Raw genomic sequence first — 15,022 nt, 5'->3', positions numbered from 1 at the left:
CCCTCCCGGTCCAGAGCCGCGCCCGCCGCCCGCGCCGCCGCCAGTCCAGCCGGAGCCAGCCGCGCCGCCGCGCGACGCTGCACCGCCTCGTCGGCCTCCCGCTCGGGCACGGTCCGCGGCAGGGGTCCGCGAACGCCGTCCGCGGCGGCCGTGAGCGTCACCGCGGAGCGCGGGTCGCCGAGCGCGACCAGGACCTCGGCCGCAGAGTCCAGCTGGGCGGCCACCACCGGCTCGGTGCAGCCCACGTCCAGCGCCATCCGGGCCGCCCCGGCCAGACCGGCCAGCGCGCCGCTCGGATCGCCCTCGGCGGCGGTGATCCGGGCGGTCAGCGCCAGCAGCAGCACCCGGAACACCGGCGGTGGCGTGCCGTCCGCGATGTGCCCGGCGGCCAGCTCGGCCAGCTCGCGGGCCCCGGCCGACTCGCCGCGCCGCAGCAGCAGCACCGCCCGCAGATAGCGGATGTACGTCTGCGCGTCCCGCACCGCGTACCGCTCGGCTTCCTCCTCGGCCTGGTCGAGCAGCTCGGCCGCCCGCTCGTCGTCACCGGAGCGGTGCGCCAGCTCCGCCATCCGGCCGAGCAGAAAGGCGCCCTCACTGACGGCGCCCAGTTCCCGCCCGAGCCGGTGGGCGGCCTCGAACTCGACATATGCCTTGGCGTAGTGGCCGCGGGCGGTGGCGATCTCGGCGTTCGCGCCGTGCACTTGGGCGCGCATCCAGCGGTCCCCCAGGCCCGCGCTGAGTTCCTGCAGCTCGGCCCAGTCGACGTCGGCGGCCTCGATGCCGCCGGGCGAGTCGACCAGGATGTGGGTGCGGAACATCAAAGCCGCCGCCAGCTCCCAGTCCCCGCCGTGGACCCGGCAGTTGGCGACCACGGCGTCGGTGTGGCGGCGGGCCGCGTCGTTGCCGCCCAGCATGTAGAGGCTGAACGGCCACAGCAGACCGGGGAAGCGGGCGGCGGCCGGCCCGCCGACCCGGTAGGCGGCGACCAGTTGCTGGGCGGTGTCCCGCGACTCCTGGCTCGACCACTGCTCCTCGGAGGCGTGATCGCTGATCACGAAGAAGTACAGCAACCGCAGGTCGAAGCGCGGCCAGTACATCGGGTCGCTCTCGTCGGCGGGCGGCTCGCCGCCGAGTTCGGTGACCCGCCGCAGCCAGCCGGCCGCCTCGTCCTGATAGTTGCGCAGCCACCAGAACCAGCCCATGGCCAGCGTGATCGCCAGGGCGTCCGCCTCGTCGCGCGCCTCCAGGGCGCGGTGCAGGGCGGCCCTGACGTTGTCCAGCTCGGTCTCCAGCTCCTCCAGCCGGCGCAACTGGTCGGCGCCGCGCAGCTGCGGATCGGTCTCCCGGACCAGGTCGCGGTAGTAGGCGGTGTGCCGGCCCGCAGCCGCGGCCAGTTCCCCGGCTGGGCCGGCGGCGCGCTCGGCCGCGTACTCGTGGATGGTCTCCAGCAGCCGGTAGCGGGTCCCGCCGGGCAGCCCGTGCACCGCCACCACCAGGGACTTGTCGACCAGGGTCGCCACCGTCTCCAGGGCGTCCGGCCCGCACACCGCCTCCGCCGCGGCCAGCGTGCAGCCGCCGGCGAAGACACTGAGCGCGCACAGCGTCGCCCGCTCCGGCTCGTCCAGCAGGTCCCAGCTCCAGTCGACCACCGCGCGCAGCGTCTGCTGGCGGGGCAGTACGGTCCGGCTGCCGCTGGTCAGCAAGCGGAAGCGGTCGTCGAGACGGTCGGCGATCTGCCGGGGCGACAGGGCTCGCAGCCGGGCGGCGGCCAGCTCGATCGCCAGCGGCAGGCCGTCGAGACGGCGGCAGATCTCCCGGATCGCGGCGTCGTCCTCGGCGCTGTCGTAGCTGCCCGGTCGTACGGTGGCGGCCCGCTCGGCGAACAGTTGGTGGGCGGGCAGCGGCAGCAGCGGTTCGACCGGCCGTACCACCTCGCCGGGCACCCCCAGCGGCTCGCGGCTGGTGGCCAGCACCGTGACATACGGGCACTCGGCGAGCAGTTCGGCGGTCAGGTGGGCGGCGGCGGCGATCAGGTGCTCACAGTTGTCCAGCACCAGCAGCAGGCGGCGCGGCGCGCAGTGCTCCAGCAGCCGGGCCGTCGGGTCCTCGGCGGTGGCGTCCGGTTTCATCGGGTCGCGGCCGGGCGTCGAGAGGACCAGGGTGTCGCGCCGGCCCAGCGCGCTCAGGACGGCGTGCGGGATGGCGCCGGGGTCGTCCAGCGGGGCGAGTTCGGCCAGCCAGACGCCGTCGGGATACGGTTCGGCGGCCCCCTCGGCGGCTTCCTGGGCGAGCCGGGTCTTTCCGGAACCGCCCGGGCCGGTGAGCGTGACGAGGCGGCCGGCCGCCAAGTCCTGAGCGATGTCGCGGAGTTCGGACTCCCGGCCGACGAAGCTGGTCAGGCGGGCCCGGAGGTTGCCGTTCTGCTTGCGGACCGGGGCCTGCGGCTGGGGAGGCTCGTGCTGCTGCAACAACTCGGCGTGCAGCAAGCGGAGTTCGGGGCCCGGATCGGCGCCCAGCGTTTCCGCGAGTACGGTCCTGGCGTCGTCGTACGCCACCAGGGCGTCGGCGGTGCGGCCCGCGGACCGCAGCGCCCTGATCAGCTGGGCCCGGAAGGCCTCGTCCAGTGGATGGTCGGCGACCGCTTCCTCCAGCGTCGGCAGTGCGTCCGCCGCCCTGCCCAGTTGGAGGTCGGCCTCGACGCGCAGCCGGAGCGCGGACAGCCGCAGCGCTTCCGGGCGGGCGGCGGCGGTCGGCCGGTCCGGCAGGTCGGCCAGCGCCGGCCCCCGCCACAGCTCCAGGGCGCGGCCGAGGGTACGGGCGGCTTCCGCCGGGGTGCCGGTCCGCAGCTGGGCCTCGCCGGTACGCAGCAGGGTCTCGAAGTGGTGCAGGTCGACGGTGTCGCGGGGGGTGTTGAGGCAGTAGCCGCCCGGCCCGGAGGTGATCGTGTCCCGGCCGAGGGTCCTGCGGAGGCGAGCGACGAGTGCTTGCAGGGCGCCGCCGCTGTCGGTGGGCGGGGTGTCGGCCCATATCTCGTCGATCAGGACGTGCGGCGTGACGGGTTCGCCGGCGCGGACAGCCAGGACCGTGAGGAGGGCTCTGAGCTTGCCTCCTCCGAGGGGGACGGGAGTATCGCCGTCCCACACCTGTGTTGATCCCAGCACCGAGTAGCGCACGCGTCCATTCTCCCCGTCCACCGGCCCGTTCGCCGTCGAACGCGGGGCGGCCGCGGTCCCGGGCACCCGAGCCGCGCGGACGACCCGCCGGCGCTCCCCCGGCCGACGGCCGGGCGGAGACGGCCGGGCGGAGACGGCCGGGCGGAGACGGCCGGGAGATGCCCCGGCGCGGGGCTCAGCGGGGGCGCTGCGGGCTGTCCGGGCCCTCTTCGTCGTGGGGGCCCAGGAGTTCGTCGGCGAGGGTGGGGAGGTCGTCCAGGGGGGTTTCCTCGGCCCAGTCGGGGCGGGGGCGGGAGCGGGGCTTGGGCTGGGACGCCGGCTGAGACGTCGAGTGGGACGTCGAGTGGGACGTCGAGTGGGACGTCGGCCGGGCCTTGGGCTGGGGGAGCTCGCGGGTGTGTTCGCCCTCCGGGCGCTCGGGACGGAAGAGCCATTCCGGCACCCGGTCGGTCGGGGAGTCGGCCTCCCGGGCGGCGGGCAGCACGGCCGTTTCGTCCGCTTCGGCGCTGGGCGACCGCCGGGGCTCCTCCGCCTGCACCGGGGTGGCCGGGGCGGCGGGGGTCACCGGCCGCTGCGCCTTCGCCGGGGCTGCCGGCCGCTCCGGCTCCTGCGGTACGACCGGCGGCAGCACCCGGGTCGTCTCCCGGGTCTCCTCCGAATCCTGGAATACGGGGGCCGGCACCGGGGTCATGACGGTCGTGTTCTCGTCGGATCCCGACCCGGATCCCGACCCGGACCCGGTTCCGGACGCGGACCCGGACCCGGACCCTGATGCTGTGTCCCGCTCGGCCGGCTGCTCGGGAACGACGGCCGGGAGCACCGCCGTCTCCTCGGCCTCGCTCCGGTCCGCCGGAGCCACCGCCCGGAGCACGGCTGTCTCGTCCGCGGTCCCGTCCGCCGGGTCTTCCGCCCGGTCGTCCGCCACGCGGTCCGGTGTGGTGTCCGCTGCGGCGGCGGCCGCAGCGGCAGCCGTCCGCGCCGACTCGGCACGCAGCAGCGCCTCCTCGGCCTTGCGCTGCTTCTCCTGGCGCCGCTCGTCCGCCTCCGAACGCAGCCGCGCCTGCTCCTCGGCGAGGCGGCGCAGCCGTTCCTGCTCGGCGGCGCGGGCCGCTTCCTCCGCCTCGCGGCGGGCCGCCTCCTCGGCGGCGATCCGGTCGGCTTCCTCCTGGCGGAGCCGGGCGGCCTCGGCCTCCTGCGCGGCCTGGCGCTCGGCGACCTCGCGGCGCGCGGCCTCCTCGGCGGCCAGGCGACGCTCCTCCTCCTCGCGGCGGAGCTTTTCCAGCTGTGCCTGGCGTTCGCGGGCGGCACGCTCCTCGGCCGCCTTGCGGGCGGCCTCCTCGGCGACGAGGCGGGCCGCTTCGGCCGCGGCCTTGCGCTCGGCCTCGGCACGGGCGGCTATTTCCTGTTCGGACAGCGGGAGGAGCTGGTCGAGCCGGTGGCGTACGACGGTGGTGACCGCTTCGGGCGCCTGCCCGGCGTCCACCACCAGGTAGCGGGCCGGGTCGGCGGCGGCGAGTGTCAGGAAGCCGGCCCGTACCCGCCGATGGAAGGCGGCCGGTTCGGACTCGAGCCGGTCGGGCGCCTCGGTGAACCGCTCGCGGGCGGTTTCCGGGGAGACGTCGAGCAGCACGGTCAGGTGCGGGATGAGCCCGCTGGTGGCCCAGCGGTTGATCCGGGCGATCTCGGTGGGGGCCAGGTCGCGGCCCGCGCCCTGGTAGGCGACCGAGGAGTCGATGTAGCGGTCGGAGATGACGACCGCCCCGCGGGCCAGGGCGGGCCGGACCACGCTGTCGACGTGTTCCGCGCGGTCCGCCGCGTACAGCAGGGCCTCGGCGCGGTGCGAGATCCCGGCCGACGAGACGTCGAGCAGGATGGAGCGCAGTCGCTTGCCGACGGCGGTGGCGCCGGGCTCGCGGGTGACGACGACTTCGTGGCCCTTGCTGCGGATCCAGTCGGCCAGCGCTTCCACCTGCGTGGACTTGCCGGCGCCGTCGCCGCCCTCGACGGCGATGAAGAAGCCGCTGGCGGCGGGAGCGGCGGCCGGTTCGCCGCCGCGCAGCGCCTCGCGCAGATCACGCCGGAGCGGTACGCCGCTGCGGTCGTCGATCTTGCCCAGGACGAGCGCGGCGATCGGCAGCAGCAGCGCGCCGATCAGGATCAGCGTGTAGGCGGCGCCGCCGTGGTCGAAGGTGAAGTGGCCCTGGTGGATTCGGTGCGGGCCGATCGCCGCGGCCAGCAGCGGCGCGCCGATCGCGGCGACGGCGACCACCGCGCGGGCCACGGCCTGCAGATGCTCGGTGGTACGGGCCCGGCGGGGCTCCTCGGCCTCCTGCTCGATCAGGACGTGCCCGGTGTTGGCGGTGATGCCGGCGCCGACTCCGGAGAGCAGGGCCAGCAGCAGCACGGTGGTCTGGTCGCCGACGGCGCCGGTCAGCAGCAGGCCGAGCCCGGTGACGCCGATGGCCAGCGACAGCAGCCGGCGCCGGGACAGGCCGGGCAGGGTGCGCGGGGCGACGCGGATGCCGATGACCGTGCCGGCGGTGAGGGCGAACACCAGCAGCCCGAAGCCGACCGGGCCGAAGCCGAGGTCGCGGGCGTGCAGGATCGCCAGGCCCACGGCGGCGCCGATCGCGCCGGCCACCCCCGAGGTGGCCAGGACGAGCAGCGGCAGCGCGCCGCTCCGGCCGCGTTCGGCGCCTGCCGGACCCTTCGGCAGCCGCAGGCCCTCCAGCGGGGAACGCGGACGGGCGGCGGTCTCCGAGGGCAGTTCGAGCAGGAAGAGGACCGCGACGGAGGAGGAGAAGAGCCCGGCGGCCACGTAGGACGCGAGTGCGACCTGGTGCAGATGGAACCAGTCGACTCCCACCCCGATCAGCGTGTTGACCAGGGTGATCACAACGAGGGCGGCGGCGGCCAGCGGCAGCGCGACGAAGCTGGTACGCAGCGAGAGGCGCTGCAGCGTGGCCAGGTGGTCGGGGGCGGGCCGGACGGACGTGTCCCCGGGCGACGGCAGCAGCGAGGGGGCGGCGCCGTCCTTGGCCACGGTCCACAGCCGCTCGGCCAGGCCGGTGACGAACGCGGAGGCGAGCAGCCACAGATGGGCGCTGCCCGGCACCCAGGTGACCCACAGCGGCGCGACGATGAAGACGGCGAGCCGCAGGGCATCGGCGCCGATCATGGTCCAGCGGCGGTCGAGCGGGCCGCTCGCGTCCGTCAGCGCGGACAGCGGGCCCAGCAGGACAGCGCCGAAGAGCAGGGTGGCGATCAGCCGGGCGGCCAGCACCGCGGCGGTGGCGAGGGCGATGCCCCGGTAGCCGCCGCCGAAGGAACCGGAGGCGGCGACGGCCTGCACGGTCAGGACGAGCAACGCCAGCAGGCCGAGGCGGTCGGCGACCGCGCCGGTCAACTGGGCGCTCCACAGCCTGCGCAGCGCCGGGATCTTCAGCAGCGCTCCGACGGCCCGCTCACGGGAGTCCGCCGCGAGGTCGGCGGCGAACGCGTCGGTGACGTCCGCGGGCTGGTTCGGCTGCTCGGATGGCGTCATCCCGACAGCCTAACGGCTTGCCGCCGGGGTTCGGGGTGCCGACCCGGCCGCCGGCCTCCGGGGGTCGGCGGGTGCCGTCCGACAGGGGTGGGCGGCCGCCGTCTGGCAGGGGTGGGCGGGTGCCGTCCGGCGGGGACGGTTGCGGTCGACGCCGGGCCGTCCGCCGCTGGCCGGCTGGTCGCGCGGTTCCGCCCCCGGACTCCGCCCGGGGGTGCCCCCGGCGCCCCCGGTCAAGCCTGCGTCCGGTTCCACCACCCTTGCGGGGGCGGAGCTACCCGGCGGAGCTACTCGGCGGAGCTACTCGGCGGAGCTGGAGGTTTTCTTGGCCGCGGCTTTCTTGGGGGCGGCCTTCTTCGCCGGGGCCTTCTTGGCGGCGGTAGTCTTCTTGGCCGGGGCCTTCTTGGCGGTCTTCTTGGCCGGGGCCTTGGCGCGCTTCTCCGCGAGGAGTTCGTAGCCGCGCTCGGGGGTGATGCTTTCGACCTCGTCGTCGCGGCGCAGCGTCGCGTTGGTCTCGCCGTCGGTGACGTAGGGGCCGAAGCGGCCGTCCTTGACGACGACGGGGCGCTCGCTGACCGGGTCGGTGCCGAGTTCCTTCAGCGGGGGCTTGGCGGCGGCGCGGCCGCGGGCCTTGGGCTGGGCGTAGATGGCCAGCGCCTCGTCGAGGGTGATGTCGAAGAGCTGGTCCTCGGTCTCCAGCGAGCGCGAGTCGGTGCCCTTTTTCAGGTAGGGCCCGTAGCGGCCGTTCTGCGCGGTGATCTCGACGCCTTCGGCGTCGGTGCCGACCACCCGGGGCAGGGACATGAGCTTGAGCGCGTCCTGCAGGGTGACCGTGTCGAGGGCCATCGACTTGAAGAGGGAGGCGGTCCGCGGCTTGATCGCGTTCTTGCCGGTCTTCGGGGTGTCCTCGGGCAGGACCTCGGTGACGTAGGGGCCGTAGCGGCCGTCCCTGGCGATGATCGGCCGGCCCGTCTCGGGGTCGGTGCCGAGCTCGAAGTCGCCGCTGGGCCGGGCGAACAGCTCCTCGGCGAACTCGACGGTCATCTCGTCCGGCGGCAGTTCGTCGGGGACGTCGGACCGCTGGTGGTCCTCCTCGCCGCGCTCGCCCTTCTCGACGTAGGCGCCGTAGCGGCCGACGCGCAGCATGATGCCCTCGCCGACCGGGAAGGAGGAGATCTCCCGGGCGTCGATGGCGCCGAGGTCCTCGACGAGTTCCTTGAGGCCGCCGAGGTGGTCCCCGTCGCCGTTGCCGGTGACCGCGACCGGGGGGCCGCCGTTGGGCTCGGCGCCGAAGTAGAAGCGCCGCAGCCACGGCACCGACTGGGCTTCGCCGCGGGCGATCCGGTCGAGGTCGTCCTCCATCGAGGCGGTGAAGTCGTAGTCGACCAGCCAGCCGAAGTGCTTCTCCAGCAGGTTGACCACCGCGAAGGACAGGAAGGTCGGGACGAGCGCGGTGCCCTTCTTGAAGACGTAGCCGCGGTCGAGGATGGTGCCGAGGATCGTGGCGTAGGTGGACGGGCGGCCGATCTCCCGCTCCTCCAGCTCCTTGACCAGCGAGGCCTCGGTGTAGCGGGCCGGCGGCTTGGTGGCGTGGCCGTCGGCGGTGATCTGCTCGGCGGTCAGCGGGTCGCCCTCGCTGACCTGCGGCAACCGGCGCTCGCGGTCGTCGAGTTCGGCGTTGGGGTCGTCGGCGCCTTCGACGTAGGCCTTGAGGAAGCCGTGGAAGGTGATGATCTTGCCGGAGGCGGAGAACTCGGCGTCCCGGCCGTCGACGGCGGACCCGCCGACCTTGACGGTCACGGACTGGCCGACCGCGTCCTTCATCTGGGAGGCGACGGTCCGCATCCAGATCAGCTCGTAGAGCCGGAACTGATCGCCGGTCAGACCGGTCTCGGCGGGGGTGCGGAAGCGGTCGCCGGACGGGCGGATCGCCTCGTGCGCCTCCTGGGCGTTCTTCACCTTGCCGGTGTAGACGCGCGGCTTGTCCGGCAGGTAGTCGGCGCCGTAGAGCTGGGTGACCTGGGCGCGGGCGGCGCGGATCGCGGTCTCCGACAGCGTGGTGGAGTCGGTACGCATGTACGTGATGAAGCCGTTCTCGTACAGCTTCTGCGCCACCTGCATGGTGGCCTTCGCACCAAAGCCGAGCTTGCGCGAGGCCTCCTGCTGCAAGGTGGTGGTACGGAACGGGGCGTACGGCGAGCGCCGGTACGGCTTGGACTCGACGCTGCGGACCGAGAAGCGGCTCTCGGCGAGCGCGGCGGCCAGCGCCCGGGCGTTCGTCTCGTCCAGGTGCAGGACGTTCGCGCTGTCCTTGAGGGCTCCGGTCGAGGCGTCGAAGTCGCGGCCCTGGGCGACGCGGCGGCCGTCGACGGCGATGAGCCGGGCGACGAGTGTCGACGGGTCGGCGGCGTCGCCGGGCCGGCCGGTGTCGAAGGTGCCGGTCAGGTCCCAGTAGGAGGCGGTGCGGAAGGCGATCCGCTCCCGCTCGCGCTCGACGACCAGCCGCGTGGCCACCGACTGCACGCGGCCGGCCGACAGCCGCGGCATGACCTTCTTCCACAGCACCGGGGAGACCTCGTAGCCGTAGAGCCGGTCGAGGATACGGCGGGTCTCCTGCGCGTCCACCAGTCGCTGGTTCAGCTCACGCGGATTGCGGACGGCTTCCTGGATCGCGTCCTTGGTGATCTCGTGGAACACCATCCGGTGCACCGGAACCTTGGGCTTGAGGATTTCCTGCAAATGCCAGGCGATGGCCTCGCCCTCGCGGTCCTCATCGGTGGCCAGGAATAGTTCGTCGGAGTCCTTGAGGAGATCCTTGAGCTTCTTGACCTGAGCCTTCTTGTCGGCGTTGACGACGTAGATCGGCTCGAAATCGCTGTCCACATTGACACCGAGCCGTGCCCACGGCTGGCCTTTGTACTCCGCCGGCACTTCGGCGGCCCCGTTGGGGAGGTCGCGGATGTGCCCGACGCTGGCCTCGACGACGTATCCAGGGCCGAGATAGCCCTTGATCGTCTTCGCCTTGGCAGGCGACTCGACGATGACGAGTCGGCGGCCGCTGTGTGCGGTCTCGCGGGTCGGGGACAACTTCGCTCTTCTCTCCGGGTCGAAGGGGTGTCGCTGCGGAGTGTGACCGTACCTCCTGGTCCCGTGTCAAACGGGAAAAGTCCACAACGCCACTCGAACGGTAACCCGATGTACGTTCTATCCACACTGTCGGGGTCCTCATGCAGGCTACGTCCCCGGGCTGGATCCCGCCCGAAAATGCCTGTTCTCCGGCCCTGCCACCGGTCCGCGTCACCCTCCGGCGGCACGGGAGCGGCACGGCTGCGGCACGGCTGCGGCACGGAAAACGGAGCCCCATCGGGCCGGGACCGCACCCGGACGGGGCGGCGATCCAGTGCAGATCCGGTCCAGATCCGGCTGGGATCCGGTGGCGATCCGGCTGGGATCAGTCGGTTGATCGGACCGGAAACGGAGGGCCGGGCCGACCGCGACCGCACCGCGGACCTGTCGGCACCCTTATCAATACCCCTACCGGTACCGGCGACGCTCACCCGCCCTGAGGAAGCACCGGGAGAGTGACGGTGAACACCGACCCGCGGCCCTCGGCGCCGGTCGCGGAAACCGTCCCGCCGTGCGCCTCGGCGAGCTTGCGGACGATGGAAAGGTCCTGCCCACTGCCCCCGGTCTGCCCGCTGCGGGACTTCTCCGCCCGCCAGAAGCGGTCGAAGAGCCGGGGCAGCTCCTCGGGCGGGATGCCGGACCCGGTGTCGGCCACCTCCGGCACCGCCCGGCCGTCCTCGATGCGCGCCCGCAGGGTGACGGCCTCCCGGGCGGGGTGTGCCGTACCGCGTTCGACACCGGATTGCCGACCGCCTGCCGCCTGGCCGAGGAGGTCCGCGAGGTCGGTCTCCTCCCGGTGCAGCCGCAGCTCGCCGGCATCGGCCGGGTTCAGGTCCCGCAGGTCGTCGATGACGTGCTGGAGCAGCAGGGTCTCGGCCGCGGATGTTGCTCAGCGGAGTGCGCAGCTCGTGCGCCACGTCGCTGACCATGGCCTTGCGCAGGCCCTCGGACTCCTCGCGCTTCTCCGACATGGTGTTACACGCGGCGACCACCCCGCCGATCTCGTCGCCCGCCCGCACCGCGACCCCGGCGTCAGATCGCCCTCGGTCATCCGCCGGGCGGCCCCGGCCAGCGCGCGCTGCGGCCGGATCATCCGGGTGCCGGCCAGCGCGGTGAGGGCGACGGTGAGGGTGAGCAGCAGGGCGAGCCCGGTGACCTCGGCGATCCTGATCCGGTTGCCGGGGGACAGGCCGAGGAAAGTGGCGGCGCCGCGGCCCGGCTGCCGAATGGGGCGGCCCGCCAACTCCAGCCGAAGTTGCGGTTGAGCCGCCCGGCCTCCAGCCGGCGGGCGCTGCTCACCCAGCTCACCGCGCTCGGCACCAACATGCTCCAGGCCCAGCCGCAGCCCGACCAGACCCCGCCGGTCCGACTGCCAGTGGAAACGGACGCGACGGCCCGGCGGATCGCTCCGGTCACCGACGCCGCCGCGGTCGCCAACACCCACCTGACGGTGCGATCTGGCTGCGCCCGGCCCCCGGACGCCAACCGGGGCCAGATCCGCCGCCAGTTCCTCACCGAAGCCGTCATCCTGTCGGCACCCGGCGGCATCGCGGGCGCGGTCATCGGCGTCCTCGCGGCCCGCCTCACCCCGACCGAGGCCCTCGCGACGACCTGAGCCCCGAGCGAGACGGACCGCCCGATCGGCTGCGAGGATGGAACCACATCAACGCACCGTCAGGGGGAACGGCCTTGTCCGACCAGAATCCGTACGAGGAGAATCCGTACGGCAAGAACCCGTACGAACAGCCCGGATCCGCGCCGGGCTACGGCTACCCGCCGCCGGGGGGCGCCGGTCCGGGCCGAGGGGGCCCCGGGCAATGGCACCCCCGGGTACGGCACTCCCGGCTACGGCACTCCCGGCTACGGCAATCCGGGCTACGGCTACCCGCAAGGAGGGCCGTCCGCGCCGCCGCCCGGCGGACCGCAGGCCGGCTACGGCTACCCGCAGCAGCCCCCCGGCTACGGGCCCGTGCCGGGCACCTACACCGGCGACCCGAACGCGCCCTACGGCTACGACCCCTACGGGCGCCCGTACTCGGAGAAGTCGAAGGTCACCGCGGGCGTACTGCAGCTCTTCCTCGGCACCTTCGGCGTCGGCCGCTTCTACACCGGCCACACCGGGATAGCGCTCGCCCAGCTCTTCACCTGCGGCGGCTGCGGCATCTGGGCGCTGGTGGACGGCATCATCCTGCTGGCCGGCCGGGACCAGACCGACGCGCAGGGGCGGGTGCTGCGTGGCTGATCAGCTCCGGCAGGCCGGCGTACCCGTATCCACCGCGGTGCGCCGGCCCGCCGGGCCCGGACGACGTCTGCATCCGGCCGTCGCTCCGCTGGTGACGCTGGGGGCGGGCATCGCGGCGTCCGCGTACCTCTACCGCACCGACCCGCACCAGAGCGGGCACTGGCTGCCGCGCTGCCCGTTCAACTGGCTGACCGGCCTGCTCTGCCCGGCCTGCGGCGGCACCCGGCTCGCCTACGACCTGCTGCACGGTGAGCCGCTGCGGGCGTTCCACGAGAACGCGCTGATGCTGCTCCTGCTGCCGTTCGCCCTGGTGCTGGGCGGCCGCTGGTTCGTCGACGGGCTGCGCGGGCGCCGCCGGCCGCTGATGCTGAACGCTCGGGCGCAGTACGCGCTGCTGGCGGCCGCGGTGGCGTGGACGGTCGTCCGCAACGTGCGCTGACGCGCGCCGGTCAGGCCGGCGGCGCCCGGGGGGTGCGGCGGCTGGTCGCTCACCGCCGGCGCCCGCCGCTCAGCGCACCGGCTCCAGGAACCCCTGCTCGACCAGCAGCCGGATCGCCTGCGGCGTACGGTCCCGCAGTATGACCGGGTCCTCGCGCAGCAGTTGGGCGATCGCGTCCAGGATCCGGCCAGCCGGCAGCGTACCGTCGCAGACGCCGGCGAAGCCCGCGCCGACCGTGTCCACCTTGGTGGCGCGCCGCATGCCGCGAGCCGAACGCAGCACCACGTGCTCCGGGTCCTCCGCGCCGGGCAGTCCCACCTGTTCCTGGACGACGTCGGGCGCGAGGGTGAAGCGGGCTTCCAGCAGGGCCGCGTCGTCGTGGGCGCGCAGGAAGTCCTGCCGGGCGAACCAGTCCGCGATGTGCGTGCCGAGCGGCTGCTCCACCGGGTGCGGCCACTCCTCCACGGTGACGGCGGGCCGCACCGCGCCGGACTTGCGCAGCGTGATCCAGCCGAAGCCGATGCCGTTCACCGCGGCCCGCTCGAATTCGGCGAGCCATGCGTCGTAGCGGGCGGCGTACGCGGCCGGGTCCCCCCGGTGGTCCCCGCTGTCGCGCAGCCACAGCTCGGCGTACTGCGCAACGTCCTGCACCTCCCGCTGCACGATCCACGCGTCGCAGCCCGGCGGCACCCAGGAGGCGAGGCGGTCCCGCCAGTCCTGCCCCTCGATGTGCTGCCAGTTGGCGAGCAGCTGGCACCAGCCGCCGTCGTTGAGGTGGTCGGCCGACTGCTGGACGAGGGTGCGGCACAGGTCGTCCCCCGCCATGCCGCCGTCGCGGTAGGTGAGCCGGCCGCTGGCGCCGGGGCCGGGGCCGGGGCCCGTGCCGGGGCCAGAACCGTCGCCGAGGCCGGCATCGGGGCCGAGGCCGCTGGGCGAGATCACGAACGGCGGATTGGAGACGATCAGGTCGTACCGCTCCCCGGCCACCGGCTCGAAGAGCCCGCCCTGCCGCAGATCCGCCGCCGGCACGCCGGACAGCGCGAGGGTGAGCCGGGCGAAGTGCAGGGCCCGCGGATTGACGTCGGTGGCCGTCACCCGCGTGGCGTGGCGGGCGGCGTGCAGTGCCTGGATGCCGGAGCCGGTACCGAGGTCCAGGGCGGTGGCGAAGGGCTGCCGCACGGTGAGCCCGGCCAGTGTGGTGGACGCCCCACCGACGCCGAGCACGAGATCGGTCCGCGCCACCCCGGGCGCGCTGCCGATACCGCCGGCCCCGCCGACCGCGCAGCCGAGGTCCGAGACGATCCACCAGTCCTTACCCGCGTCCTGCGCGTAGGGGCGTACGTCCACGGTGGCGCGCAGGCCGGCCGCCCCGTCGTCCTGCAGCCATCCGTCGGCCTCGTAGCGGTCCAGCTCCTTCAGCGCGGCGCCGGCCCGCTCGCGGGAGACGGGCTGTTGGAGCAGGAAGAGCCGGACCAGGGTTTCCAGGGGGCTGCCGCCCCGGGTGGCGCGCAGCGCCGGGACGGTCTCGGCGCGGGACAGGGCCGCGTAGGCCACAGCGCCGAGCAGTTCGAGGCAGCCGTCCGCGGTGAAGGCCGCGGCGCGCAGTTCGTCACGCAGCCGAGCGGCAGTACCGGGGGCGGGGAGGAGGGGCTTGCTCACGGAGTCATTGTCGCGGACGCCGATCGTCAGGAAGCCGACGGGGACGGGACGCCGGCGACCCGCTGGCAGCCGGGCTGCTTGGCGAGGGCCTTGCCGGTGACGCCCTGGTCGAGGGTGTCCAGCGACGTCTTGGCCTTGGCGGTCGTCGTGTTGAGCAGGTCGGACACACCCTTGAGGCCGTCGGCGAACTTCGACTGGTTGGCGGTGTCGAGGCCGTCGACCTGCTTCTTCAGATCGGCGTACTGCGACGACAGGCCGTTGAAGACGGACACCCCGTTCTGCTGGAACTCCGCGCCTTCGGAACCGCCGGGCGCGGGGCCGGCCGCGCTGAAGATGCCGCCCAGCGACTTGTACGCGGTGGAGATCGTCTGGAAGACGGCCGAGTCGGCGCGCTGCACGTCCTGCGGCTTGCCGCCGCTGTTCACCTTGCTGATCGCGGTGTTGGCGTCGTCGATCTTCTTGAACTGGGCGGCGGCCTGGTCGCAGACGCCCTTCGCCCACGCGTCGCGCTTCTTGCCGGTGTTGTCGCTGCTGCAGCCCGACAGCGCCAGCAGCACGGCCGTCGTACCGCACAGCGCGGGCAAGAGCTTGGTGTTCACCTTCACCGGATGGTTCCCTTCCGTGGCCCTACCGCGGCCTTACCGCCCTGGAACTTACACGGATGAGGGGTACCCCCCGTGAATTCCTGACCTGATCTGATCGGATTCGTCCGATATTCAAGCCATTCGTAGCAGCTTTGTTGACCGTTTTTTCGGGCGCGGGGGGCCGGGTGTGCGGATGTGTGCGGGGCGGGCGCGGGTGCGCGCGGACGCGGCGGCGGCGGGCGACCGGTTCGGACCGGT

The 15,022-nt window shown here is 73.8% G+C and carries 7 protein-coding genes and 2 pseudogenes; 3 read left to right on the top strand and 6 right to left on the bottom strand.

Going from position 1 to position 15,022, the window contains the following annotated elements; all coding sequences use genetic code 11:
* The 4 genes and pseudogenes from GA0115240_RS11650 to GA0115240_RS11635 form a co-directional block, all read right to left on the bottom strand.
* A partial coding sequence (locus tag GA0115240_RS11650; RefSeq protein WP_093736605.1) for a BTAD domain-containing putative transcriptional regulator occupies positions 1 to 3,173 on the bottom strand: 3,173 nt, incomplete at its 3' end.
* 175 nt (positions 3,174 to 3,348) lie between these two features.
* Positions 3,349 to 6,717, bottom strand: coding sequence for a dTMP kinase (gene tmk / locus GA0115240_RS11645; protein WP_093736595.1), 3,369 nt, complete (start codon positions 6,715 to 6,717; stop codon positions 3,349 to 3,351).
* A gap of 297 nt (positions 6,718 to 7,014) precedes the next feature.
* A complete protein-coding gene (gene topA / locus GA0115240_RS11640; RefSeq protein WP_093736594.1) occupies positions 7,015 to 9,801 on the bottom strand; it encodes a type I DNA topoisomerase in 2,787 nt (928 codons plus the stop codon).
* Between the two features lie 466 nt (positions 9,802 to 10,267).
* Positions 10,268 to 11,050 (bottom strand): annotated as a pseudogene (locus tag GA0115240_RS11635) (ATP-binding protein); the annotation flags it as partial.
* Between the two features lie 51 nt (positions 11,051 to 11,101).
* Between GA0115240_RS11635 and GA0115240_RS38025 the strand changes: the two are divergent.
* From GA0115240_RS38025 to GA0115240_RS11620, 3 genes and pseudogenes are all read left to right on the top strand, one after another.
* On the top strand, positions 11,102 to 11,455 hold the full coding sequence (locus GA0115240_RS38025) for an ABC transporter permease (RefSeq protein ID WP_093736593.1): 354 nt from the start codon (positions 11,102 to 11,104) through the stop codon (positions 11,453 to 11,455).
* A gap of 74 nt (positions 11,456 to 11,529) precedes the next feature.
* Positions 11,530 to 12,082: pseudogene (locus GA0115240_RS11625) on the top strand (TM2 domain-containing protein).
* Complete coding sequence (locus tag GA0115240_RS11620; RefSeq protein ID WP_370673319.1) at positions 12,075 to 12,521, top strand: DUF2752 domain-containing protein; 447 nt, start codon at positions 12,075 to 12,077, stop codon at positions 12,519 to 12,521. Before GA0115240_RS11625 ends, GA0115240_RS11620 begins: the two are co-directional and overlap by 8 nt.
* 69 nt (positions 12,522 to 12,590) lie before the next feature.
* Here the strand turns inward: GA0115240_RS11620 and GA0115240_RS11615 are convergent, their stop codons facing one another.
* Together GA0115240_RS11615 and GA0115240_RS11610 are read right to left on the bottom strand one after the other, a co-directional pair.
* Positions 12,591 to 14,180, bottom strand: a complete 1,590-nt coding sequence (locus tag GA0115240_RS11615; RefSeq protein WP_176725043.1) for a DUF7059 domain-containing protein — start codon at positions 14,178 to 14,180, stop codon at positions 12,591 to 12,593.
* A gap of 26 nt (positions 14,181 to 14,206) precedes the next feature.
* On the bottom strand, positions 14,207 to 14,779 hold the full coding sequence (locus GA0115240_RS11610; protein ID WP_093736602.1) for a hypothetical protein: 573 nt from the start codon (positions 14,777 to 14,779) through the stop codon (positions 14,207 to 14,209).
* Positions 14,780 to 15,022 lie beyond the last annotated feature (243 nt).

The sequence above is a fragment of the Streptomyces sp. DvalAA-14 genome (assembly GCF_900091855.1).
Classification (GTDB): Bacteria; Actinomycetota; Actinomycetes; order Streptomycetales; family Streptomycetaceae; genus Actinacidiphila.
This window is presented reverse-complemented; position numbering and strand designations above follow the sequence as displayed.